18 protein-coding genes are annotated in these 21,697 nt (G+C 70.9%); 5 read left to right on the top strand and 13 right to left on the bottom strand.

Features of this window, described 5'->3' with window-relative positions:
* Positions 1-3: 3 nt before the first annotated feature.
* The 10 genes from ACFYM6_RS33935 to ACFYM6_RS33890 form a co-directional block, all read right to left on the bottom strand.
* The gene (locus ACFYM6_RS33935) at positions 4-1,296 is read right to left on the bottom strand and encodes a VWA domain-containing protein (protein ID WP_387281563.1); all 1,293 of its coding nucleotides are present in this window, start codon (positions 1,294-1,296) and stop codon (positions 4-6) included.
* Positions 1,293-2,327: a PP2C family protein-serine/threonine phosphatase gene (locus ACFYM6_RS33930; RefSeq protein WP_387281562.1), complete on the bottom strand. Its 1,035-nt coding sequence runs from the start codon at positions 2,325-2,327 to the stop codon at positions 1,293-1,295. Before ACFYM6_RS33930 ends, ACFYM6_RS33935 begins: the two co-directional genes overlap by 4 nt.
* Positions 2,324-4,618, bottom strand: a complete 2,295-nt coding sequence (locus tag ACFYM6_RS33925; protein ID WP_387281561.1) for a tetratricopeptide repeat protein — start codon at positions 4,616-4,618, stop codon at positions 2,324-2,326. The genes ACFYM6_RS33930 and ACFYM6_RS33925 overlap by 4 nt, the downstream gene beginning before the upstream one ends.
* Entirely contained in the window at positions 4,615-5,847 is a 1,233-nt protein-coding gene (locus ACFYM6_RS33920) for a hypothetical protein (RefSeq protein ID WP_387281560.1), read from the bottom strand. Before ACFYM6_RS33920 ends, ACFYM6_RS33925 begins: the two co-directional genes overlap by 4 nt.
* Positions 5,848-5,852: 5 nt before the next feature.
* Positions 5,853-6,839, bottom strand: coding sequence for a glutamate ABC transporter substrate-binding protein (locus tag ACFYM6_RS33915; protein ID WP_387281559.1), 987 nt, complete (start codon positions 6,837-6,839; stop codon positions 5,853-5,855).
* Complete coding sequence (locus ACFYM6_RS33910) at positions 6,836-8,182, bottom strand: hypothetical protein (protein ID WP_387281558.1); 1,347 nt, start codon at positions 8,180-8,182, stop codon at positions 6,836-6,838. The genes ACFYM6_RS33915 and ACFYM6_RS33910 overlap by 4 nt, the downstream gene beginning before the upstream one ends.
* 340 nt (positions 8,183-8,522) lie before the next feature.
* Entirely contained in the window at positions 8,523-9,809 is a 1,287-nt protein-coding gene (locus ACFYM6_RS33905; protein ID WP_387281557.1) for an SWIM zinc finger family protein, read from the bottom strand.
* On the bottom strand, positions 9,806-12,592 hold the full coding sequence (locus tag ACFYM6_RS33900; protein WP_387281556.1) for a DEAD/DEAH box helicase: 2,787 nt from the start codon (positions 12,590-12,592) through the stop codon (positions 9,806-9,808). The genes ACFYM6_RS33905 and ACFYM6_RS33900 overlap by 4 nt, the downstream gene beginning before the upstream one ends.
* 320 nt (positions 12,593-12,912) lie before the next feature.
* On the bottom strand, positions 12,913-13,584 hold the full coding sequence (locus ACFYM6_RS33895; protein ID WP_387281555.1) for a CatB-related O-acetyltransferase: 672 nt from the start codon (positions 13,582-13,584) through the stop codon (positions 12,913-12,915).
* A 314-nt stretch (positions 13,585-13,898) separates the two neighbouring features.
* A complete protein-coding gene (locus ACFYM6_RS33890; protein WP_387281554.1) occupies positions 13,899-14,375 on the bottom strand; it encodes a VOC family protein in 477 nt (158 codons plus the stop codon).
* Positions 14,376-14,644: 269 nt separating this feature from the next.
* Here ACFYM6_RS33890 and ACFYM6_RS33885 point away from each other — a divergent pair, with 269 nt between their 5' ends.
* The 4 genes from ACFYM6_RS33885 to ACFYM6_RS33870 all read left to right on the top strand — a co-directional run bounded on the left by ACFYM6_RS33885 (position 14,645) and on the right by ACFYM6_RS33870 (position 17,153).
* Complete coding sequence (locus tag ACFYM6_RS33885) at positions 14,645-15,415, top strand: TetR/AcrR family transcriptional regulator (RefSeq protein WP_387281553.1); 771 nt, start codon at positions 14,645-14,647, stop codon at positions 15,413-15,415.
* 135 nt (positions 15,416-15,550) lie between these two features.
* Positions 15,551-16,126 carry a YcxB family protein gene (locus ACFYM6_RS33880; RefSeq protein WP_387281552.1) on the top strand — a complete coding sequence of 192 codons (576 nt, stop codon included), beginning with the start codon at positions 15,551-15,553 and terminating at the stop codon, positions 16,124-16,126.
* Positions 16,127-16,275: 149 nt separating this feature from the next.
* The gene (locus tag ACFYM6_RS33875; protein ID WP_387281551.1) at positions 16,276-16,935 is read left to right on the top strand and encodes a hypothetical protein; all 660 of its coding nucleotides are present in this window, start codon (positions 16,276-16,278) and stop codon (positions 16,933-16,935) included.
* 44 nt (positions 16,936-16,979) lie between these two features.
* On the top strand, positions 16,980-17,153 hold the full coding sequence (locus ACFYM6_RS33870; protein WP_387281550.1) for a hypothetical protein: 174 nt from the start codon (positions 16,980-16,982) through the stop codon (positions 17,151-17,153).
* Positions 17,154-17,336: 183 nt separating this feature from the next.
* On the opposite strand, the gene ACFYM6_RS33865 is transcribed toward ACFYM6_RS33870, so the two are convergent.
* From ACFYM6_RS33865 to ACFYM6_RS33855, 3 genes are all read right to left on the bottom strand, one after another.
* A complete protein-coding gene (locus ACFYM6_RS33865; protein WP_387281549.1) occupies positions 17,337-17,885 on the bottom strand; it encodes a YciI family protein in 549 nt (182 codons plus the stop codon).
* A 277-nt stretch (positions 17,886-18,162) separates the two neighbouring features.
* The gene (locus tag ACFYM6_RS33860) at positions 18,163-18,999 is read right to left on the bottom strand and encodes an SDR family NAD(P)-dependent oxidoreductase (protein WP_387281548.1); all 837 of its coding nucleotides are present in this window, start codon (positions 18,997-18,999) and stop codon (positions 18,163-18,165) included.
* Positions 19,000-19,547: 548 nt separating this feature from the next.
* A complete protein-coding gene (locus ACFYM6_RS33855) occupies positions 19,548-20,162 on the bottom strand; it encodes a dihydrofolate reductase family protein (protein WP_387281547.1) in 615 nt (204 codons plus the stop codon).
* 396 nt (positions 20,163-20,558) lie between these two features.
* Here ACFYM6_RS33855 and ACFYM6_RS33850 point away from each other — a divergent pair, with 396 nt between their 5' ends.
* Entirely contained in the window at positions 20,559-21,383 is an 825-nt protein-coding gene (locus tag ACFYM6_RS33850) for a MarR family winged helix-turn-helix transcriptional regulator (protein ID WP_387281546.1), read from the top strand.
* Positions 21,384-21,697 lie beyond the last annotated feature (314 nt).

Below are 21,697 nucleotides of genomic sequence, written 5' to 3'. Positions count from 1 at the left end.
CCGTCAGGCCTGGGTCTTCTTCACCCGGATGGTCTTCACCGACCGCACGTTGGTCAGCTCGGCGTCCACTCCGGCCACCTGCTTCTTGAGTCGGACCGTGCCGGTCGGCGCGTCGACCACGTCCACCACCCGGGCCAGCAGCTTGGCGGTGTCGACGTGGCCGGACTCGGTGGCCAACTGGACCGCCCGGCCGAGCTTTGCGGTGGCGGTCTCTACGTCGCCGGCGTCCCGGGCCTTCAGCCCGTCCTGAATCGCGGCGGCCAGCTCGGCCTGGCCGGTGTAGTGCGCCACCTGCCGGTTGATCCGGGTGGAAAGCTCCTCGTCGTCAGTCCACCGGGCCAGCACGAGTCGCTCGGTGAGCACCTGAGCGGCGCTGACCAGGCTGACCCGGGCGGCGAGCAGCTCCTCCCCCACCGGTTGTGGCTCCAGTTCGACCGAGATGTGATAGTCCCGGCTCTCGGCGCCCCAGGCGCCGGTCGGATAGTCGCCGATGCGGGCGCTGACCTCGGTGCGCCGGCCAGTGAGGTCCTCGACCTGCGGGAAGACCTGTTTGACGAAGCGGATCCTGGCGCCCGTCGGACTCCACACCCGCAGCGACACGTCGGCGACCGATTTGCCCATCGCGGACGCGGTCATCGCCTGGAATGCCGCCGGCAGGTCGGCCGGATCCTCCAACCCGTCTGCGGTGCCGAGCAGGGTGGACGCTACTTTCCGCAGCTCGTCGGCGACCCAGTCGGCGCCGACGCCTCGGCTGTCGCAGATGAACCGGCCCTCGCAGGCGTCCAGCACCCGCTGCAGGTCCTCCGGCCGCTCATGCTGGTTCTGCCCGTCTGTGAGCAGGATGGCGTGCTTCACTTCGGCCGGCTGGCCGGCGAACAGGTGATTGGCGAGGTTGAGCCAGGCGCCGATGGCGGTTCCGCCTTCGGCTCGCAGCCCGGCCACCGCCGACTTGGCCTGCGCCCGAGTTTGTGGGGAGGCGGGCACCATCCCCGGCTGCGGCGGGTAGACCATCCAGGCTTGCGCCGAGCCGGCGACGACCGCGAAGGCCACGCCGTCGCGGAGGGTGTCGATGGCGACCGCGGTGGCCCGCTTCGCCTGCTGGATCTTCGAGGGGGGTGCGGTCATCGAACCGGAGGTGTCGATCATGATCACTTGCGCCGCGGTCACCGGTCCGGCGGTGCCCCGCAGGTCCGCGCCGGAGGCCGTGACGGTGACGATCGCGTCGACGATCCGTCGTCCCATCGGTAGGTATTCGTTCTGGTCGACCTCGGCGACGAACTCGGGTTGCCCGCTCATGCCGGTGTTCCTCCTGTCTCGGTTACCGGAAACGGCAGTATGGCGACCGCCACGTTGTCGTGGCCGCCGCCCTCCAGTGCCAGCCTGGTCAGACCTTGCGCCACTGCCAGGGGTGTCGGCGGGAGGCCGGACACCGCCGCGGCCAGGTCGTTCGCTCCCGGCAGATAGTGGTGCAGGCCGTCGGAGCAGACCACGACCTGGCCGGGACCGGTCGGGCGCAGGGTGACGACCTGGGCGTCCTCGTCGTCGCCGTCCACACCGAGCCAGCGGATCAGGGCCGGGGACCGGGGATCCTCCTCGGCCAGCGCCGCTGGCACCGGCCGGCCAGCGGCCACGCGGGCCCGCAACGAGTCGTCGAGGGTCAACAGCGCCTCGTTCGGCCCGAGCCAGTAAGCCCGGCTGTCGCCGATCCAGCTCACCGTCACCGCGTCCCTGGTGACGATCGCGGAGACGTACGTGCAGCTGGGCGGGGTGTCGCGATCCTCGGGTCCGGCGGCGCCTCGGGCCGCGGCGGCGGCTGCCCGGGCGCCTCGTCGGCCGGCCTCGGCCGGGTCCGCGCCGCCGTGCAGGGCGTCCAGCAGCTCTACGATGGCCGATTCCACTGCGGCGGTGGCGGCGGTGTCGGCGTGGGTCGAGGTGGAGATGCCGTCGCAGACCACTGCGACGGTGGCGCCGGCGATTCGTCCGATCGCCACCGCGTCCTCGTTGCGTGGTCGGCGGGCCCGGTCCGTCACTGCCGCAAGGTCGCCGAGGTCGAGCTCGGCGTGGTCGCGGCCGAGCGAGCGTCGGCGGCCGCACGAGTTGCAGTATCCGCCGCCTGGCACCTGGGCGCCGCACCCGCCGCAGTTGCCCTCGGTCGCCCGGGAGGACAACCATGGTGCGACCGGGGCGGTGCCGGATCTCGGGGCTGGCAGCGGGGCTGCGGTAGCTGCCACCTCTTCGCGGGTGCGCAGGTTGCGCCCGCATACCTCACAGAAGCGGTCTCCCGGATCGCCGGCCGGGCCGTGCTCGGGGCAAGACGGGGCCGTCATGTCAGTGTCCTCGGCCGGACGGCGTTGGCCCGGTCGACCAGTGCGATACGGGTAGGCGGGTCGGCGGCGAGCTGCGCCAGGGTGCGGTAGGCGCGTTCGAGGCCCAGCCTCAGCCCCTTTTCGTGCGGTCCGTGTCCGAGGACCCGGGCGTCCGGCGGCAGGGTATGCCCGGCGGTGACCCAGGCGACGGCCGCCTCGAGCATCTCCACTGTCAACCGAGCCTGCCGCTCGACGTCCAACCCGAGCCGCTGCAGCCGGTCGGAGGCGGCCAGCAGTTCGCCGGCGCCGGCGGGAAACCCCTCGGCCGGTAGGTTGGCCCGGACCGCGGCCACTTGGGCGGCGATGTGGTGGCTGGAGTTCTCCGGCACCTGGTCGAGGACGCGCAACGCGGGGACTCGGCCGCCCTTGACAAGCTGGAGCCGGGCCAGCGCGAAGGCGGCGCTGATGAAGCCGTGGTCGCACCGCCAGACCCGGTCGTACAGCCGCTCGGCGAGTTCTGAGTCCCCGGTGCTCTCCACTGCGGCGGCCAGCGCCAGCCGGGCGGCCGGCTCGCCGGGCAGTTGGTCGTAGACGGCGTCGAAGGCCACCCGGGCATCTCCGGGCCGATTGGCGGCCAGCGCGGCGAGGCCACGGTACCAGTCGATCCGCCAGTCGAACGGGTCGTCGGCGTAGAGCCGGTCGAGGTCTGCGGCAGCGCCGGCCAGGTCGCCGCCGTCGATCCGGGCCCGCACGATGCGCAGCGCCACCTCGACGCTGCGCACCGGGGCGTTGCGCAACTGCGCGATCAGCTCACCTGGGGCGGTCGCCGTCAGCGTGGTGAGGAAGCCGGTGCCCGGGTCGAGGATGTCCACCTGCGGCAGCGGCAACGCCGCGGCGACCTCCGCCGGGTCGAGCCGCCGGGCGATGGCGGTCACGCCCACCTCGCCAGCACCGGTGCCGAACGCCCGCCGTTCCGGGGTGAACTGCCGGGACACCGCCGGCCGGGGCACGCCGTCGGCGGCCGACAGCGTCTCCCGCAGCACCCCGAGGAGCTGTTCGCTCATTTCGGTCGCCGACTGGAAGCGCCGGTCCGGATCGAGGTGGGTGGCCCGGCGCAGGAGCCGGTCGTACGACTCCTCGCGGCCCAGCAAGGGCACCTCTGAGCGGTCCGGCAGCCGGTCGGCGTAGGTGCTGGCGAAGCCGCGGAAGTCGAAGCTCAGCACCGCGAGGGTCCGGCCGACGGTGTAGAGGTCGGCCGCCACCGACGGCCCCACCTCGGCGACCTCCGGCGCCTGGTAACCGGGTGTGCCGTAGACCGCGCTCACCTCGTCGTCGACCTGCCGGACCGCACCGAGGTCGATCAGTTTGAGCTGTTCCTCGGCGTGCATGACGTTGTCCGGCTTGAAGTCGCAGAACAGCAGGTTGCGGTCATGCAAATAGCCCAGGGCGGGCAGGATCTCGACGCCGTAGGCGATCACCTCGGGCAGCGGCAGCGCGCGCTCGCCGGTGGCCGCTCGGCGGCTGACCAGCATGTCCCGCAGCGACTGGCCGCCGACGTACTCCATGACGATGTAGCCGACCGGCACGCCGGTCTTCGGGTCGGGATGCTGCACGAAATCGTGGATCTTGACGATGCTCGGATGGTCGATCTCCACCAGATAGCGCCGCTCGGTCACCGCGGCGGCCATCGCGTCCGGGTCACTGGTGTTGATCAGCCCCTTGAGGACCACCCAACGGTCGCTGACGGTGTCGCTGACGTTCTTGTCCCGAGCCAGATAGATCCACCCCAGCCCGCCGTAGGCGAGCGCGCCGAGCACCTCGTACCGGTCGTCGACCACGTCGCCACGGCCGAGGCGCGGCAGGAAGGAGAACGGGGTGCCGCAGTGGGGGCAGAAGCCTTCGGCGCGGCCCGGGGCGCCGTCTCGTCCCCGGCCGACCGGCTTGTCGCACGCGACGCAGTACCGGCGGGATTCGGCCACCGTCGGCTCGGCCATCACCGCGCTGGCCGGGTCGCGCAGCGGGACGCGGGGCAGCTCGATCAGACCGGCGCCGAGGCCACCGCGGGTGGTCCCACGGCTGCGGCTGGAGCCCCGCGAACCGGTGCGCACCGAACCGCCGCGCGTGCTCACCGGGGTCGAGGCGACGGAGGCGAGTGGCACCGGTGCCGCGCCCGGCCCGGACCGCGGCGGCCCGGCACCGGGGGTCGGCTGCGTCGGCAGGACCCCGGCCGGGGCCTTGCGCCCGCACTCGTCGCAGTAGCCCTCCGGCCCGTAGCTGCCGGTGCAGTCGGGTCGTACGCACCGCTGGCTCATGTCGTCCCCCGCTCGCTGAGGTCGTTGAGATACCGCTGATACGCGGACAGGGCCCGGGTCGCCGCGGGCAGATCGCACGGGCTGGAGTAGAGAAGGTCCTCGGCGGCACGGTGCCGGCGGGACAGCTCGGTGTGCTCGGCGAAGCCGAGCCGGGCCGCCTTGGCCCGGTAGGCGGCGAGGCGGCCGCGCAGCTCGGCGCGCCGCTCCAGAAGACCGTCCGCGGCATCCCGCAGCCCGGCGGCCCGCTCGACCGCCGCCGCCGCGGCCCGCTCCGCCGCCGCCAGCTCATCGGCCAGTCGGCTCCACCGCCGCTCCCGGTGAAGTTGGTCGAGCTGCGCCAGCTGGGCCCGAAGCGCGGGGGTGGCATCCGGAACTGCGGGCAGCCCGGTGTTGGCAATCTTCTCCTCGGTGGCAGCGCAGGCCCGCGCCGCCGCCTCCTCGCCGGCCTCGACCTCAACAATCGTGGCGCGCAGCCGCTCCGCCCGTCGCGGATAGCCGTCGCGCAGACCAACCAACGCGTCGACCTCGCCGGCCACCGTCGCGGTCTCTGCGGCCAGCTCACGCAGCCGGGTATCCAGCGCGGTGGCGGCGGGGCCACCGCCCGGCGCCACCGCCAGCGGATCGCCGGACGCCTCTCGATACGCGTCCGCGAGCCGCTCGCCGAGCCGATCCAGGGCGGCGGTGGGCACCCCGTCCGGCCCGAGCGCGTCGACGGCCGCCCGCAGCCGGGTCAACGCCTCGCTGGGCGGCCCGAACCGGACGGCCAGCACCGACCCGGCCTCATCCAGGACGGACAACCGGTCGATGGCGTCGGTGCTGCCGGTTTCCAGCTGACGGGCGAGCTCCATCAGCGGCAGCCGGACGGCCCCCGGCGGCGCATCGTCGAGAACCATTCCGTCCGCGCCGACCGGGACCACCGGGGCACGCAGCAACCAGGTGAGCTTGGCCAACTCCTCGTCACCGGGCCGGGATTGTTGCGCCCGCAGGGTCCGGAGCTGGTCCAGGAGCGCCCCGAGTGCGGTGAACCGGGACCAGAGCGCGTCAAGCTGGGCGGCCAGGTCGGCGGCGTACCGCTCGGTCCGTCCGGTCAGGCCGGGCAGCCGGGCCGTCGCAAGGCCCGGGTGATTGTCCAGGGCGTACATGGCCGCGGAGATCCGGTCGTGGGCTGCGCCCAGCGCGACGATGGCCACGTCGACCTCGTCACGGCTCAGCGGAACCGGTGCGGTCACGCCGGTCAGTCCCGGTATCGGGCGGTCGGCGGTTGTGGAGCCGGGCCGAGCGCGGCGAGCCACCGGGTGTAGAGCCGGGTCCAGGTGCCGTCCGCCCGCAACTGGGCCAGGACCCCGTTGACGAATCTGACCAGGTCGGTGGCGTCCCGGTTGATGCCGATCCCGTACGGCTCGTCGCTGAACCGTGGCCCAACCACGACGGTGTTGGGGTCCTGCGCGGCCAGCCCGGCCAGAATGCTGTCGTCGGTGGAGACGGCGGCGACCTGGTTCTGCTGGAGCATCACCAAACAGTCGGTCCAGTCCGGCACTCCGACGGGCAGTGGCTTGGCCGGTGCGGCAGCGACATTGCGGATGGACGTGCTGCCGATCGCCGAGCAGACCTTCTGGCCACCCAGGTCGGCGACGCTACGCACCGGCGACCCTCGGCGCACCAGGATCCGCTGGCCGGCGGTGAAGTATTCGGTGGAGAAGTTGACCTTCTGCCACCGTTCGCAGTTCATGGTCATGGTCTGTACGACGATGTCGACCGTCCCGTCCTGCAGGGACGGGATCCGCGACGCCGAGTTCGTTGCCCTGAACTGGATCTTGGATGGATCGCCGAAGATGGCCCGGGCCACCTCGCGGGCCACGTCCACGTCGAAGCCGGTCAGCTCTCCGGTGAGCGGGTCACGGAACCCGAACCGGTAGCTGTTCTGGTCGACGCCGACGATCAACCGGCCCCGCTGGAGAATCCGAGCCATGGTCGAGCCGGCCGGCATCTGGCCGGGGCGGGGCTGGGTGGCCGCTGGGCGGAGACTGGCCCGCGGATCGCAGGAGGCGGGGCCGGCGTTGGCCCCGTCCGGGAGGTCCGCCGGGTCCTGCACCCCGACCGGGCGGACCGGCGTGACGGCGGACGCGCCGGCCGGCAGGGACCCACCGCCACCGCCGCAACCGGCCAAGCCGAGGGTCACCGTCAGCGCCACGGCCACGGACATCAGTCGAGAGACGTTCATCGGTACTCCGCGATTCGTCGCTGGATGCCCGCCGCAGCGCCGATCACCATCAGTCCGGCCAGGACCACAACCCCGACGTCCATTCCGGAAAGCCCGCGACGGGCAGACCGGGCGTCGGCCTCGAACCGGTCGCTGTTGCGGGTGATCGCGCTGGCGAGCATGCCGTCCAACTCGTTGAAGATGCTTGCCGTCGCGCCGGGATCGCTGCCCACCGCGGCGGTCACCGCCTCGGTGTAACGGCCACCGTCGTCGAGCTGCCGCAGCTTCTGGTGTGCGGCGAGCCAGTCCCGGGCCTGTCCCGCGGCCCTGTCGGCCGCGGCCCGCGTCGGCTCGTCGGCGGCCCGCTCGGCGACGTCGCGCAGCAGTCCGCCGTGGCCGTCCGGACCGATCAGCCGGGCCATCACCGCGGTGTAATCCTTGTCGAAGTCGCCGCCAGCGCCGCGGGCGACCAGCGTCAGCGATTCGTCGGCCCGGGCCTGCAACGCCGCGACCCGGGCCTGGACGAGCCGGTCCACCTGCGCCGAGCCGTCCCGGTCGCTGGCGTCCAGCCGGGCACCGATGACGACCGCCGACACGCCGAGCCAGCCAACCAGCACCACCGCGGCCGCGGTCGCCCCCACCAGACCGATGTTGAACACCCGGTTGGTCCGCCTGGTCAGCCACATCTGCGTCCGCACCAGACCGCCTATGGCCACCAGCCCGAGCAGCACGGCGATCCAGGGGAACCCGGCGCCGCCGCCGCGCGCCCGGTCCAGCTCCGCGGTGACCGACCGGTAGAGCTGCTGGGCGGCCGGCAGCATCCGCTGCCGCATCAGCCCCGACGCCTCCCGCAGATACGCCGCGCCGACTGGCAGCCCCTGCCGATTGTAGGCACGCGCCGTCTCGATCAGCCCGGTGTACACCGGGAGCTCGGCGGCGATCACCCCTACGGCGCCATCCCTGGCGCCGTCTCCAGACCGCCCGGCCGCGATCACCGACAACGCCGCCGCCGCCGCGGCCACGTCGTTCTGGTAGCGGTCTCGCTGCGCCACCGGCTCGACACCGCCGGACAGGAAGGCGCTCGCCGCTGTGGCATCCGCGTCGGACAGGGCCCGGTAGAGGTCCTGCGCGGCCACTACCAGCGCGCCGCTGCGAGACGTCACGCCGTCGATCAGGTCGACCCGCTGCCGCACCCCGGCGAACCCCACCAACCCAACGACGAACCCCAGGGCGACCAGGCCGGTCAGCACGGCGGCCAGCCGGCGCGGCGTGTCCCGGAGGCCACCGACGATCCAGCCCCGCAGACCGACCGACCCGGTAGGCCGCACATCGGTCACCGGCGGAGGGACGAGCGTCGCCGTCACCGCACCACCCTCTTCAGCATTCGCCTTGGGCAAGTCGTCAACGGAATTGCTGGCCGTCAACGTACTCGCCGGACGCAAGTTGCGGCGTCCCGGCGACAGGATGGACGGGTGGCCAGCCGGGTCACGGACGCGCCCGCCCGGGCCAGGAGGGCGGCGCCGGCTTCCCAGCCCGTGACCGAGTGGTGGTGGCAGTGCGTCTGCGCGACGACCTCGACGCCCGCCAGCGACGGCGGGGTCGATCGGGACCCGGGGCCCAGCGGCGCAGGCGCGGTGAGCAACTCGGCGAGGCTGTATGGCGTACGGGCCGACCGGCGCGGCGCTGGAAAGTTCAGCCCGCGGTTCAGTCCTTCAGGACGTTGAGCAGCGCGTCGGCCGGGCCGGGGCTGGGCGGCCCTGCGGGCCACCACTGCCCGCAGTGGCGGCGGAACGGGTACCAGCGGCCATCGCGGCCATAGCGGACCTGCACGTCCCGCCCGACGGTCCAGCGGTTGCGCCAGTTCTTCAGCTCCGGTGCGGCGCCGCTGCCCTCCCACGCCTCGCGGAGCGCGTCGGTGGCCCGGGAGACGAGGTCCTTCGGCGGGCTGAAGACCGTGTCGAGGGCGTCCACGCCGGCGCTGCCGGCGTACTCCCGTGCCTTGATCGCTCGGGGTAGCTCGCCGGCTCGGCCGCTGGCTTCCTCGAGCCGCTTCGCGGCCGGCGAGTTCGGCATCTCCGAGGCGAGCCGCACGGCGTCCTGCCAGGCGTCGTGTTCGGGGGCGAGCACCTCTGCGGGGGTGGCGACCAGCAGGCGCCGGGCACGGGATGCAGCGTCCGCGGCGAGTATCCCCAACGCGTCGGCGTCGATGCCAGGCGCATCGTGCGCGGCGAGCAGGGGCGCGAGCGGCATCGCCTCGCCGTGCACCGGCGCTGGCGGCCCGGGCAGCGACGCCGGGGCGGTGGTGTACGCCTCCTCGGCCCAGGTGCCGGTGGCATCCTCTTCCTCGGCGGTGACCGCCCGGCCGGTGTTGCGGGAGCGTAGTTCCTCGACCAGTTCCGGCTCCGCCCGTCCACGCATCAGTAGCAGCACGAACGGGTCGCGGTCCAGCAGCCAGGACGCCTGGTAGGACAGGGCGGCGGCGTGTCGGCAGGGGTGATCCCAGGACGGGCAGCCGCACTCCGGCTCCAGGTCGCCGTAGCCGGGCAGTAGTCGCACTCCGGCGTCGTCGGCGGTGTTCACCAGGTCCTGCGGCATGTCTCGGTCGAGCAGAGCGGCGATGTGCCCTGCCTTGGCGGCCACCCTGTCGAGCAGGCGGTCCCATTCGGCGTCGGGGAGGGTGCCGATGCGTACCACCGTGTCGTGCGGGGTGTACTGGTCGCCGTCGTGGACCGGCGCGGAGATCCGGCCCGGACTCACCGTGATCGACCCGACCTGCCCGGCGAAAGCGTATTGTCGGCCCTTCTTGAGCTGCTCCGGGTCTAGCGCCGTGCGCTCCATCGACTCTATCCAGGAGTTACCCCACCAGGTGTCGGCGAACTTCCTGCCGATCCGCTTGCCCGGGCCGAACGCCGGGAAGGTGCGGGCCCGCCCGTCGTCCTCGGCCGGGTCGGCGTCCAGCTCGTCGTCGAAGTCGAAGTCCACGTCCCTCATTCCTCGTTGGGCAGCTGCACGAGCCGCAGCAGCTCGGCGTCGGACAGTTCGGTCAGGGCGGTCTCACCGCCGGTGAGCACCGCGTCGGCCAGTTCCCGCTTGGACTCCACCAGTGCGGCGATCCGGTCCTCCAGGGTGCCCTGGGCGATCAGCCGGTGCACCTGCACCGGCTTGGTCTGCCCGATCCGGTAGGCGCGGTCGGTGGCCTGTTCCTCCACCGCGGGATTCCACCAACGGTCGTAGTGGATGACGTGGTCGGCGCGGGTCAGGTTGAGACCGGTGCCGGCCGCCTTCAGCGAGAGCAGGAACACGGGTACCGTCCCGGCCTGGAACTGGCGCACCATCTCCTCACGTCGGGGCACCGGCGTGCCGCCGTGCAGCAGCTGCGCCGGCACACCCCGCTCGGCCAGGTGCCGTTGCAGCAGTCGGGCCATCTGTACGTACTGGGTGAAGACCAGGGCAGCGCCGTCCTCGGCGAGGATGGTCTCCAGTAGGTCGTCGAGGAGCTGCAGCTTCTCCGAGCGTCCGGAGAGCTTGCCGTGCGGCTCCTTGAGATAGTGCGCCGGGTGGTTGCATACCTGCTTGAGGCCGACGAGCAGCTTCAGCACCAGGCCACGGCGGGCGATGCTGGTTGTGCTGGACCGGATTTCGGCCATCACCTCGTCGACGACCCGGCGGTACAGCGTCGTCTGCTCGCCGGTGAGCGAGACCAGGTGGTCGGTCACGGTCTTGGGCGGCAGCTCTGGGGCGATGTCGGGGTCGGACTTTCGCCGCCGCACGAGGAAGGGTCGGAGCAGGCGGGACAGCCGCTCAACGTTGGTCGTGTCACGGTCCACCTCGATCGGTCGGGCCCAGCGGGCCCGGAACGCGCCGACCTTGCCCAGCAGGCCGGGGGTGGTCCAGTCGAGGATGGCCCACAGCTCGGAGAGGTTGTTCTCCACCGGCGTGCCGGTGAGCGCGACGCGAGCCCGGGCGGGGATCTCACGCAGCGCCTTCGCGGTGCCGCTGAGCCGGTTCTTCACGTACTGCGCCTCGTCCGCGACGAGCATTCCCCATGGCCGCCCGCTCAGCGCCGAGGCGTCCAGCCGCATGGTGCCGTAGCTGGTCAGCACGAAACCGCCGGCGAGGCCGTCGAGGGAGCGGGCGGTGCCGTGGAATCGGCGGACCGGTACGCCGGGGGCGAACCGGCGGATTTCTCGTTCCCAGTTGCCGAGCACCGATGCGGGACAGATGACCAGGGTTGGTCCGGCGTGAACCGGGTCTGCCTGGCGGCGCAGGTGCAGTGAGATGACGGTGACGGTCTTGCCCAGCCCCATGTCGTCGGCGAGGCAGCCCCCGAAGCCGAGCGAGGTCATCCGTTCCAGCCAGCGCAGTCCGCGCAGCTGGTAGTCGCGGAGAGTGCCGTCCAGTTCGGCGGGGGGCGTCAGCCGCTCCGGGCCGCCCTCCGGCTCGGCGATCCGATCGCGTAGGGCGCCCAGCCAGCCGTCGGCCACCACTTCGACCCGCTCGTCGTCCACCTGTGTGCTGCCGATCAGCGTCGCGGCCAGCGCGTCGTACGCCTTCAGCGGTGGCAGCTGCCGTTCCCGGGCCTTGCGGGCCAGTTCCGGCGCGACCGCCACCCACTGTTCGCGCAGGCGGACGATGGGCCGCGATGTGGCGACCATGTCCATCTCCGGGGCGGTCAGCGGCTCGCCGGCCAGGGTGAGCTGCCAGCTTTGCGCCATCGCGGCGGCGGAACGGAAGAAGTGGGCCACCTGCGGCGGCTGCTCGGGCGGCGATCCGATCAGGACCCGGGCGTGGAGTTCGCGGGACAGCTGCGGCGGCCACTGGACGTCAACGCCAGCCGCCGCGAGCCGCGCCTCGGCCCCACCGAGCAGGTCGACCAGGTCCTCGTCGAGCAGCTCCAGCTCGACCGGGGCGGCCTCGTCGAGGAGCCGCTGCAGCGGTTGCCATGTTGCGGCGGCCCGACGCACCGCGAGCATCGCCTCGAAGGTGGCCCGCTCACCGAGACCGTGCTCATCACCTTCCCACAGCGCCGCCGCGTCGCTGACCAACGTCGGGTCGGCGAGGCTGCGCATGCGGACCACCGCGGTGAGAGCCGTAGTCTCGAAGTTGCCCCGCCCCTCCAGCCGCAGCGCCACCCGCAGACCGGTGTCCACCCCCGCGGAGACCTCCCGCGCCCATTCGCGCAGGTCCGTAACGGGCTCGGGGTTAAGACCGGTGAACCGGGCGTCACCGGTCAGCCATGCAGCCGCCGGAGTCCGGGGCAGGGTGTCGGCCACCGCGTCCAGGAATGCCCGCACCAGCCCCTGCGCCTCGGGCAGCACAAGCTGCTCGGCGAAGGGATCGATCGGCACGGCACGGGCCTCAGGGGGCATCGCCGCGGCGAGCGCGCGGACGCGCTCCACATCGGAGACGTCGAACGGGCCCACCCGCCAGCTGTCGTATCCGTTCGGGGAGACGCCGGGCAGCAACCGACCGCGGGCGACCAGGTGCAGGCCGGTGACCGCCACCGCCGACCAGAACGCGGCGGCGGGCGTGACGTCCTCGTCGCGCAACGCGACGAGGTGCCGGACGGCGTCGCCGACCGGCACGGCACAGACCGGCACCTGCCACGCGGCCACCGGGCCGTCGAGGGGCAGGGCGAGGTCCAGCTCACGGTATTCGCCCAGCTCGTCGCACTCGTCCGGCACGGCGCCGCCGGCGGGGTCGTAGAAGCTGACCGTGCCGGTGCGGGGTGGGTCGCCCGGCTCGAAGACGACCGCGAACCGCCCGAGTCGCAACCTGTACCTCCTGCTTGTCGACGCGGACGCAGCCGCCGGCGACGCCGCGACACAACTAACGTCCGACGTACCGTACGTTCGAATCATCTAGCCGGGGACTGAGGACACCGAGCCGCACGCCGGCCGGCACGGCTCCCGAACAGCTCACCGGGCCGATCGCCGACCCGGGGCGAGATACCGTCTGCACGATTTCCCCGCCGGGCACCAGGCGGCCGATGCGGCCACCGCCGGCCTGGTGAACCACAGCGCGCCGTCCGGGCCGGTGGTGGCCGCGTACGGCCCGCCGCCACCGGTCGTGCACTCCTCGATTGACACCGTCGTCACAGGTTCTTCTCCAGACCGTTCTCGGCGGCGATGCGGGCGATGTCGGCGGGAGCGCCGGCCATGAGGACGCGGGCGTGCTCGGTGACCAGGTCGACGGGCCAGTCCCACCACGCGGCCCGCAGCAGCCGCTGAACGTCGGTGTCGTCGAAGCGCTGGCGGATCGGGCGGGCGGGGTTGCCGCCGACGATCGTGTACGGCGCGACGTCGGCGGTGACCACGGCGTTTGCGGCGATGATCGCGCCGTCGCCGATGCGCACGCCCGGCATGACGAGTGCGCCGCAGCCGAACCAGACGTCGTTGCCGACGATGGTGTCGCTGCGGCTGGGCATGCTGGTGACGATATCGAGGGTCTTCTCCGTCCACGTGCCGCCGAACATGGTGAACGGGAAGGTGGACACGCCCATTGTCGGATGGGCGGCGCCTGCCATGAGGAACCTGGTGCCCGAGGCGATCGCGCAGTACCGGCCGATGATCAGCCGCTCCGGCCCGTAGGCGTAGAGCACGTTGCGGTGCTCGAACTCTGTGGCGTGCTCGGGGTCGTCGTAGTAGGTGTACTCGCCGATCTCTATGGTCGGCGAGGTGACCAGGGGTCGGAGGAAGACCACGCGTGGATGCGCGGCCAGCGGATGGACGGTGGTCGGATCAGGGACCGTCGGATCGGGGTTCACGGTGATGTCCTTTCACGTCGCAGTGGTATGTCGCTGCGGTGGGGCTTGCGGGAGCCAGGGCGGCACTATCGCGACCTGTTCCTCCTGCATGCCGACGAAGTGGGTGGCGCCGGTGGTCACGAACATCGCCGCGAGGCCGCGTCGCGGCCGGTCGCGGGCGCGGCTCCCCTGGTCGCTGAGCGGTGGCCAGCCAGACGACCAGGGTGACGACGACCAGGATCAACAGCGGGTGCCATGCGATGTCTCCCTGTCTCTCGAGCGTCGCAGGGGTGGCGGTGCCGCCATCACGACGGCACCGCCACTGCGCCGAAGGATCAGCCGGCGTGCTGCGGCTCGGGCGGCGAGACCCACTGCACGAGCTGGTAGATCACACCGTTGGGATCGGCCATCTGGAAGTAGCGTTCCCCCCACGGCTCGGTCTCGATCGGGGTGACGATTTCGATCCCCTCCTGCTGCAGCCGCGCGTAGTCGGCGTCGATGTCTTCGACGGTGAACACGACCAGCAGCCCATCGGCGCGGCCGGCAGCCGACTCCGGCTTGAACGTCGGCAGCCCGGTGCGCAGGTAGATGAGGTTGAACCCCGCCCGGGGGTGGGTCAGGGAGCAGAACCCGTCGGCAGCCATCACTTCGGTGAACCCGAGATGCTGCTGCACCCAGGAGGCGGAGGCCTGGACGTCGGGGACGTTGAGCGAGATGGCGGACTCGGTGATGCGCATGTGGTGGGCTCCTGTCGACTCGGTGGACCCTGCGGCGGCCGGGGTGGTGGCGCGGGTGGTCGTGGTGCGGGTCATCGGCGGCCCCCTCGTCCGGGTTGACGCCGTTGGTGGGTGCTCCGGCGGGTGACCTGCGGCTGAGGGACGCCCGCGGGGCGGCTGTTCGGGCCGGTGGGCACGGTCCGGTGGTCGGTGCCGGACGTGGCATGAGCACCTCCGAGGTGGCGGGACGGGGCATGGCCGATGAACGGTTGCGCAAGCAGGTCTCCTGTCGTGGTAAGCGATCGGGTTGCATTATACGTCGTATACCGTACGCCGTACAAGGAAGGTGTGGCAGAATCGCTCCCGTGACCCAGAACCGCACCGGATCAGGCGAGCCCAGCCGCACCCTCGCCCTGCTGTGGGGGGAGCCCTCCGAGACGGCACGGCGCAAGGGACCAGCCCGATCGCTGACCATCACGCAGGTCATCGACGCCGCACTCGCGCTTGCCGACGAGCAGGGCCTGACCGCGGTCACCATTCGCGCGGTGGCCGAGCGGGTCGGGGTCTCAGCGATGTCGGTCTACACCTACGTGCCCGGCAAGCCCGAGTTGCTCGACCTGATGGTGGACACCCGTTACGCACGAATGACCCGTGCTCCGTGGGCCGGACAACCATGGCGCGAGCGGCTCACCACGGTGGCCGAGGCCAACCGGGACCTGCTCACCGCCCACCCCTGGCTCACCGAAGTCGCCGCCCTGAGCCGCCCCCCGCTCGGACCGGGCGTGATGGCCAAATACGAGCACGAGCTCGCCGCATTCGACGACACCGGGCTCTCCGACGTCGACATCGACGCCGCCCTGACCTACCTGCTCGGGTTCGTGCAGTCGCACTGCCGATCGGCCCACGACGCCGTCCGGGCCACGACCGACACCGCGATGAGCGACGCCGACTGGTGGGCCGCCAACCAACCCGTCCTCGCCCGCGCCCTCGACCCCCACATCTATCCCCGCGCAGCCCGCATCGGCTCCGCGGCCGGCGAAGCGCAGGGCAGCGCGTGGCATGCCGACCACGCCTGGACCTTCGGCCTCGCACGCACCCTCGACGGCCTCGCCGCCCTCATCGACGACGCCAGATGAGGCAGGAACGCAACAAGATCAGCCGATCGCGTGAGTCACGTCCGTCAGCCCCGCCAATCCCCCGACATCGCCAGCCGACCTGGCACGGATCTGGCACGCCGACTCACCCAGCCGCCGGAAGTACACTGCCCTTTCATGTCATCCGAGCAGGTCACCGTCGGCCCGGTCGAACTCAGCTACACCCTCACCCAGGACGACTGGCTCGACGGCTTCGTCGCCCACCGGCGCCGCGTCCGGCGTCCCTGGCTGGTTCCGGCACTGATCGTCGCCGCGCTCGTCGGGCTCATCCTCGGGCTCCTCTCTTCTGACGGCTCCCGGGCCATGTCGGCGGCTGACCTCGCAGCCCTCGCCACGGTGGCGCTCGTCGCCATCGGGCTCGGTTTGCTGCTGTTCCGGCTCCTCGTCGCCGCCCGCTGGATCTATCGCTGGCAGGTACGCCTGCTCATGAGCGGGAATCCCTGGCTGTCCGAGCCAATCCGAGCCACCGTGGATGACACCGGGTTACGTCTCAGCAGCGCAAGCCGGAGCGAAACAGCCGCGTGGTCCCACTACCTGCGGTATGTCGAGACGGACCGGTCGTTCGTTCTGCGCGCGTCTGAGCGGCTTGGTGCGGCGATACTCGTACTGCCGAAGCGCGGGCTGGTTACGGGCGATCCCGCGCCCCTGCGGACGTTGCTCGAAACCCACTGCCACCGGCGTCACACGGTTTAGGAAGTGTGGACACGGCCGCAAGTTGCTCGGCAATGACCGTCTTCGGTTCTCGCCTTTGTCGTGTCCCGGCTGATGCTTGACACTCGCGTCCCACCACATGCTTGACGGACGGGGCGGTGCTCAACTGTTGAGGCCGGTACCCTGCGCCGATGCGGGTTCCCCATAGCCTCCGCGAGCGATTCCGTGATCCGACCTTCTGGCAGACGTTCTTCTTTGACGAGGAGGGCGCCACCCGAGTCCCGGATGCCACTGTTGAGCTTTCCGTAGGCGGCGGTTGCGAGCTGGTGCTTGAGGTGCAGGGCCGGTACGACTCCTACGAGCTGGGTATCCGCACCCCGACGTCGGACGGCGTTCGCAGCATCGGCTGGGACGATATGGCTCACTGGCATCCGTTCGCGTTCCGGTGGTGGGAACTCGACCTCGTCTGCCGCGCGGTAGCTGCCCTCGACCCGCTGATGCCGCACCCTGGTCCCACGCTGGTCCTGCTCTGCCGCTTCGTCAGCGTCCAGGACGACGATGACGTCGAGCAGATCACGTCGACCGTGCACACGGCGTTCGAGTCACTGCGCCCGGCCGGCTGGGCAGGTTACTGGCCGAACGTCACCGACTGGCTGGCACGCCGTGACTTCCGCGGACGCGGCGTGTCCTGGACCCGCGACCAGTCGGGCCACCTCTACGCCGTCCAGGAGGACGACAGCGACTACCCCTTCTACAGCATGCGTGGCAAGCCCACCGACGACCCGGCAGGCTTCCCGTACGAGGAATGGCGGAACCTCCTCGTAGCAGCTGGCAACGCACTCGGCGTCTAGTGTTCCGTCTCGGAAATAGGTAGCCAGTTGGTACTGTGCTGGTCGTGAGTCGTGCCGCTGCACCGTTGGTGCTTGATCCGGGCCAGCGTGAACTGCTGGAGTCCTTGGCGAGGTCGCGGACCGCGGAGCACCGTCTGGTCCAGCGGGCGCAGGTGTTGCTGCACGCGGCCGATGGGGTGTCGAACACCGACATCGCCGTGCTGGCTGGGGACGACTGAGCAACCAAGGCCGACTGTCGTGCATGTGCTGGGACGGATTCGTCAAGCATGTGGTGGGACTAGACAGCACCGGCTACTCGTTGTCCTCCGTCGACTGATGTGCGACACGTGTTCGCCAGCTGATCTGCGACACCTCAGCGCGCTGATCGCGGCATGATCGGGCGCCTATCTCGGTCGCCCGTCTCAGTTCGGTCGCCCACCGAACCGCCACTGATGCACCTCGATTCCGGCGTATTGATCAGCGGAGAGGGCTTCCCGCGCGCCGTCTCCGTCGGGCGCCTCTAGCAGAACTGCCGCCCCGAGCACCAAGGAACCGTCGTCGGACAAGAGCGGCCCACTGGCAATCAGCTCGTCGCGGAGCGGTAGTTCGGTGGCGTCCGCTGCTGGTTTCAAGGTGAACCCGAGGACGAGGTAGCGGTTGTTGTCTGGCCGGCCACCACTGAAGTCCCACATCGTGCGACCCAGGGAGTTGTGCCACCGTCGCAGCAGCACGTCGCGGTAGGCACCAGCCTGGTAACCGGGCTCCTCGAAGGCAAAGGTGCGGGCAGCAGTGGGATCTGGCAGATCGAGGATGTGCACGCTGCCGGTCAGAGTTCCGTCGCTGGTGAAGGTAGGGCCGCGGGCGATCATGGTCGCGGCGAACTGATCCATGTACGACCAGTGCTGCTCCACCATCTGGCTCCGCAGCGGCGTCGAACCGGGGCGATCGCGGTGGTAGCAGAAGAACTCCATGGGTCGAGCGTTGCTGAGGCTCTGACGCGCGCAATGGGATTTGCTCGCAGCGTCGGGCCCGCTCGCTCATCGGCAGTTCAGGATGCCCGAGCGTCGCGAAGCGCCGATCACCCGCAGTGAGGGGCCACGCGCGGCTGACGCGCACGGACGGCGGCAGACGCGGATGTCGTGGCGCTCCCCTGTCCGCGTCGGCGCCGGGCGTGCCGAAAGAAGGTGAAGGACCTTGCGGGCGTCGGTGCCGCGCTGGCGGGTCACAGCGGGCAGGGACGCCGGGTCGTCAACGGGTGGAGAATTCGTTTGCGGCCGCGACCACGTCGGCGGCGAAGCCGCCCGCGTACGCTGCCGTTGCGCCGCCGTCGACCGGCAATACGATCCCCGTGACGAAGGACGACGCGTCGCTTCCGAGCCACAGGGCGGCCTCGGCAATGTCGGACGGCAAGCCCAGGCGCCCGATCGGCTGCGAGGCGCCCAGCTTCTCCTCGAGGAAGTCGCTGAACGCATCCGCCTGGTTTGGGGGAACGCCGAAGCTGCGCGCCATGATGGGCGTGCGGATGATCCCGGGGGCGACGGCGTTGGACCGGATGCCGAGCGGTGCGAGCTCGACGACGGCCTGCCGCACGACCCCGACGACCGCGTGTTTCGCGATCGTGTATCCGGCGGCACTCCAGCCACCCTGCAGGCCGGCGGCGCTCGCCGTCGAGACGATCGAGCCGCCGCTGCCCTGGCGCCGGAACTGCCGCGCCGCATACTTATGGCCGAGCACGACCGAGCGCGTCAGCAAAGCGATCGTCTTGTCGAAGCCCTCGCTTCCAATCTCGATCAGCGGAGACGGATCTCCCTGCGCGCCCGCGTTGTTGAACATGATGTCGAGCCTTCCGAACTCACTCACCGCCCTGTCGACAGCAGCGGCGATGTCGGCCTCGCTCGTGACGTCGGTATGGACGTAGACGAGCGAACCCCCGTACTCCTTCTGGAGCGCCGCGCCCAGTTCGTCGTTGATATCGGCGGCGACGACCTTCGCACCCTCGGCGACGAAGAGCTCAGCGCCGCCGCGACCGATGCCGCTCGCCGCGCCCGTGATCACCGCGACCTTGCCCGTCAACCGATCTGGCATGGGTCTTGTCCTTCCGTGAGACCGCCTCTGACAGTCAGGCCATCCGCCGGGCAGTGGCGGGAGGCTGAGTTCAGCATTCGAGACCTGCTGCGTGCTGAACTCGGCAAGATCGGGTCGCGGGTCGCTGCCCGTTGCGACCCTGGGCTCGAGCGCGCCGCGCACGATGCGATGGCCGCTGCAGCGAGCGCAAATGCCGGCCTCAGAAGCTGCCAGCATCGCCGATCATCGTGGAACCGAGCCGCGGCTCCAGGCTACGTCTTTGGTGGCCGCATACGGCCCCCAACGACAAGACTGAACGTCCGTACCAAACAAGACCGGACACCTGTAACAACAGGGCTGCGCGCGCCCAACCCGCTCATCGGCATGACCGCGCTCACGCGGCATGACAGTGCGCGGGATCCGGCAGGCGAGCATTGCGCTGCCGGGATGTGTGGTGCTTGTCCGCAGATCGCGCCCCCTGTCAGGGGTGGCACGTGTGTCACTATCGGACGACCACATCGCCGACCGACGGATGTGGCGCCGCTGCGGCGAACCTCCCGAGAAGGCCACTACTTTCCGTCGGGCACCTGGTCCTTGACCTCGTCGTAGCCGACCTTGCTGGGTGCCCCGGTCGGCGAGTAGATCACCCGGATCACGCCCGTCGGAAACGCCTCCGTCGCCGTCATCCTCAGGTGGTACGGCGCGTCGCCGTCGTCGAACAGCCTGCGGCCCTTACGCGCCGCCACCGGGTGCACCAGCAGGCGCAGCTCATCGACCAGCCCCGCGGCGAGCAGCTGCTGCACCACGGAGATCGAGCCGGGGATGAGGATGCCTCGGATGCCGGCATCGGCCTTGAGTGAGGTGACGGCATCGAGGAGATCGCCCTTGATCAGCTCGGAGTTGCGCCAGGAGAACTGCAGCGGCTGGCGCGAGATGACCACCTTGCGCACGTCCCCGAGTTGCTTGGCGAACGGTGCGTCGTCCCCACCCGCCGCCTCGCGGTCGGGCCAGGCTCCGGCGAAGCTGTCGTAGGTCTTACGGCCGATGATCAGCACGTCAGCGGTGTCATAGTCCTCGCCGACGGCGCGGCCCATGTTCTCGTCGAAGTACGGGAAGTGCCAACCGGGGTCGATCTCGGCCACACCGTCGGCCGAGATGAACAGGGTGGAGATGACCCTTGCCATCGCGGTGATCCCTTCGAGTCGGGTGGTATCGGTAGGTAGACTGGCACAGCAGCCCCAACCTATCGGCCGGCCACGGGATCCGTCCCGATGGAGAGCCGGCATTTCGAACTCGTCGTGATGCATCGGGGCAGCGTGCAGCGTGGTATGTAACGACCACTTCGCAAACCGTTGGGGCATGTGGTGGCCCAGGGCCGTGCGCGCACATCCGCATGTCTGGGAGCTGAGCGACCCAGCTCGTTGTGACGTTCTGTAGCGCGCTGATCGCGGCATGAGAGTGAGGCTGATCTTGGCTGGATTGATGTCGGCCGGAGTTGTCGTATCCGGGCCGCGTTGTTCGTAGCTAGTGTGAGCGGCCGCCCACGAGGGCGCGGTCACGACCAGAGGAGATGCCGACCGATGCAGCACCCACTGGCCAAGATCCACCGCATGTTCGAGCTCGTCGAGCCGATCGCCACCGTCACCTTCTCCGAGGTGCCGAACGAGGCGTTCCTGGCCTTGGGTATGCGCAACTACTGGGACGGGTACTTCGCGGGCCGGGCCGCGCCGCTGGGCCTGGCGCCGGCCGAGGTGGTGCACGCGGTCTTCTACAACTTCGCCGACGGCGAGGTGGCGCGCCACATCCCGTGGGTCTGGGGGAAGACCACCCCGCAGGAGGCGATCGCCGTGCGCGAGCGGGGCAGCGCCGCAGCGCTGCGGCAGAGGATCGGGCAGCTCGCCGACTCCCCCGGTCTGGTACGGGCCGCCGGCCTGGCCACCCGGGCAGCGGTCAGCGCGCCGACCGAGGGCCGCGCGCTGTACGCCGGACTGCGGGCGCTCGACGTGCCCAAGGAGCCGGTGGCCAGGCTCTGGCACGCGGCGACGCTGCTGCGGGAGCACCGCGGGGACGGCCACAACGCCGCCCTCCTCGCCCACGGCATCGGCGGCACCGAGGCCCACGTCCTGCTCGCCCTCTCCCTCGGCATGAGGGCGGAGGAGTTCGGCCGGACCCACCACCTGCCCAAGGCACAGCTGGCCGGTGTCGTCGACGGGTTGCGCCGCCGCGGCCTCGTGGACGCCGCCGGCGGGTTCACCGACGCCGGCCGGGAGACCAAGGAGCGGATCGAGGCCCTCACCGACGAGCTGGCGGCGCCGGCGTATGACGTGCTCACCGCCGACGAGCTCGACGAGCTGATCGTGGGGCTCGGGCCGATCGCCGCCGCGGCACAGGAAGTCGACGACTGAGCGGGCGCGTCAGGCGACGGCCACGAGATCAGACGGTTGCTGCGCGCGGTTACTCGCGTGCGCTGTCCGGTAGCGAGCGCACTGCGGCAGATGCGGACGCGCGGATCGGCGGCTTGATCCGTCCTCATCCGATCGGCTAAGTTACGCAGCCATGACTACCGGGACGGCATCGCGCCACGCACGGATTGGTGACCCGGTGCCGTTCTGAGCGCCGTACGGGCCGGTGCCGGCCCGCTTACGGATCGAGAATCCTGCACTTCTGCGCGGGCTCCACCTCCGTCGTGTTGACCAAGGCTCGAGACCTCAACGACGAC

It is taken from the genome of Micromonospora sp. NPDC006431 (assembly GCF_042870725.1).
In the GTDB taxonomy this organism is placed as follows: domain Bacteria; phylum Actinomycetota; class Actinomycetes; order Mycobacteriales; family Micromonosporaceae; genus Micromonospora.
Note: the sequence above shows the minus strand (reverse complement) of the source record. Positions and strands in the feature narration are given on the sequence as shown.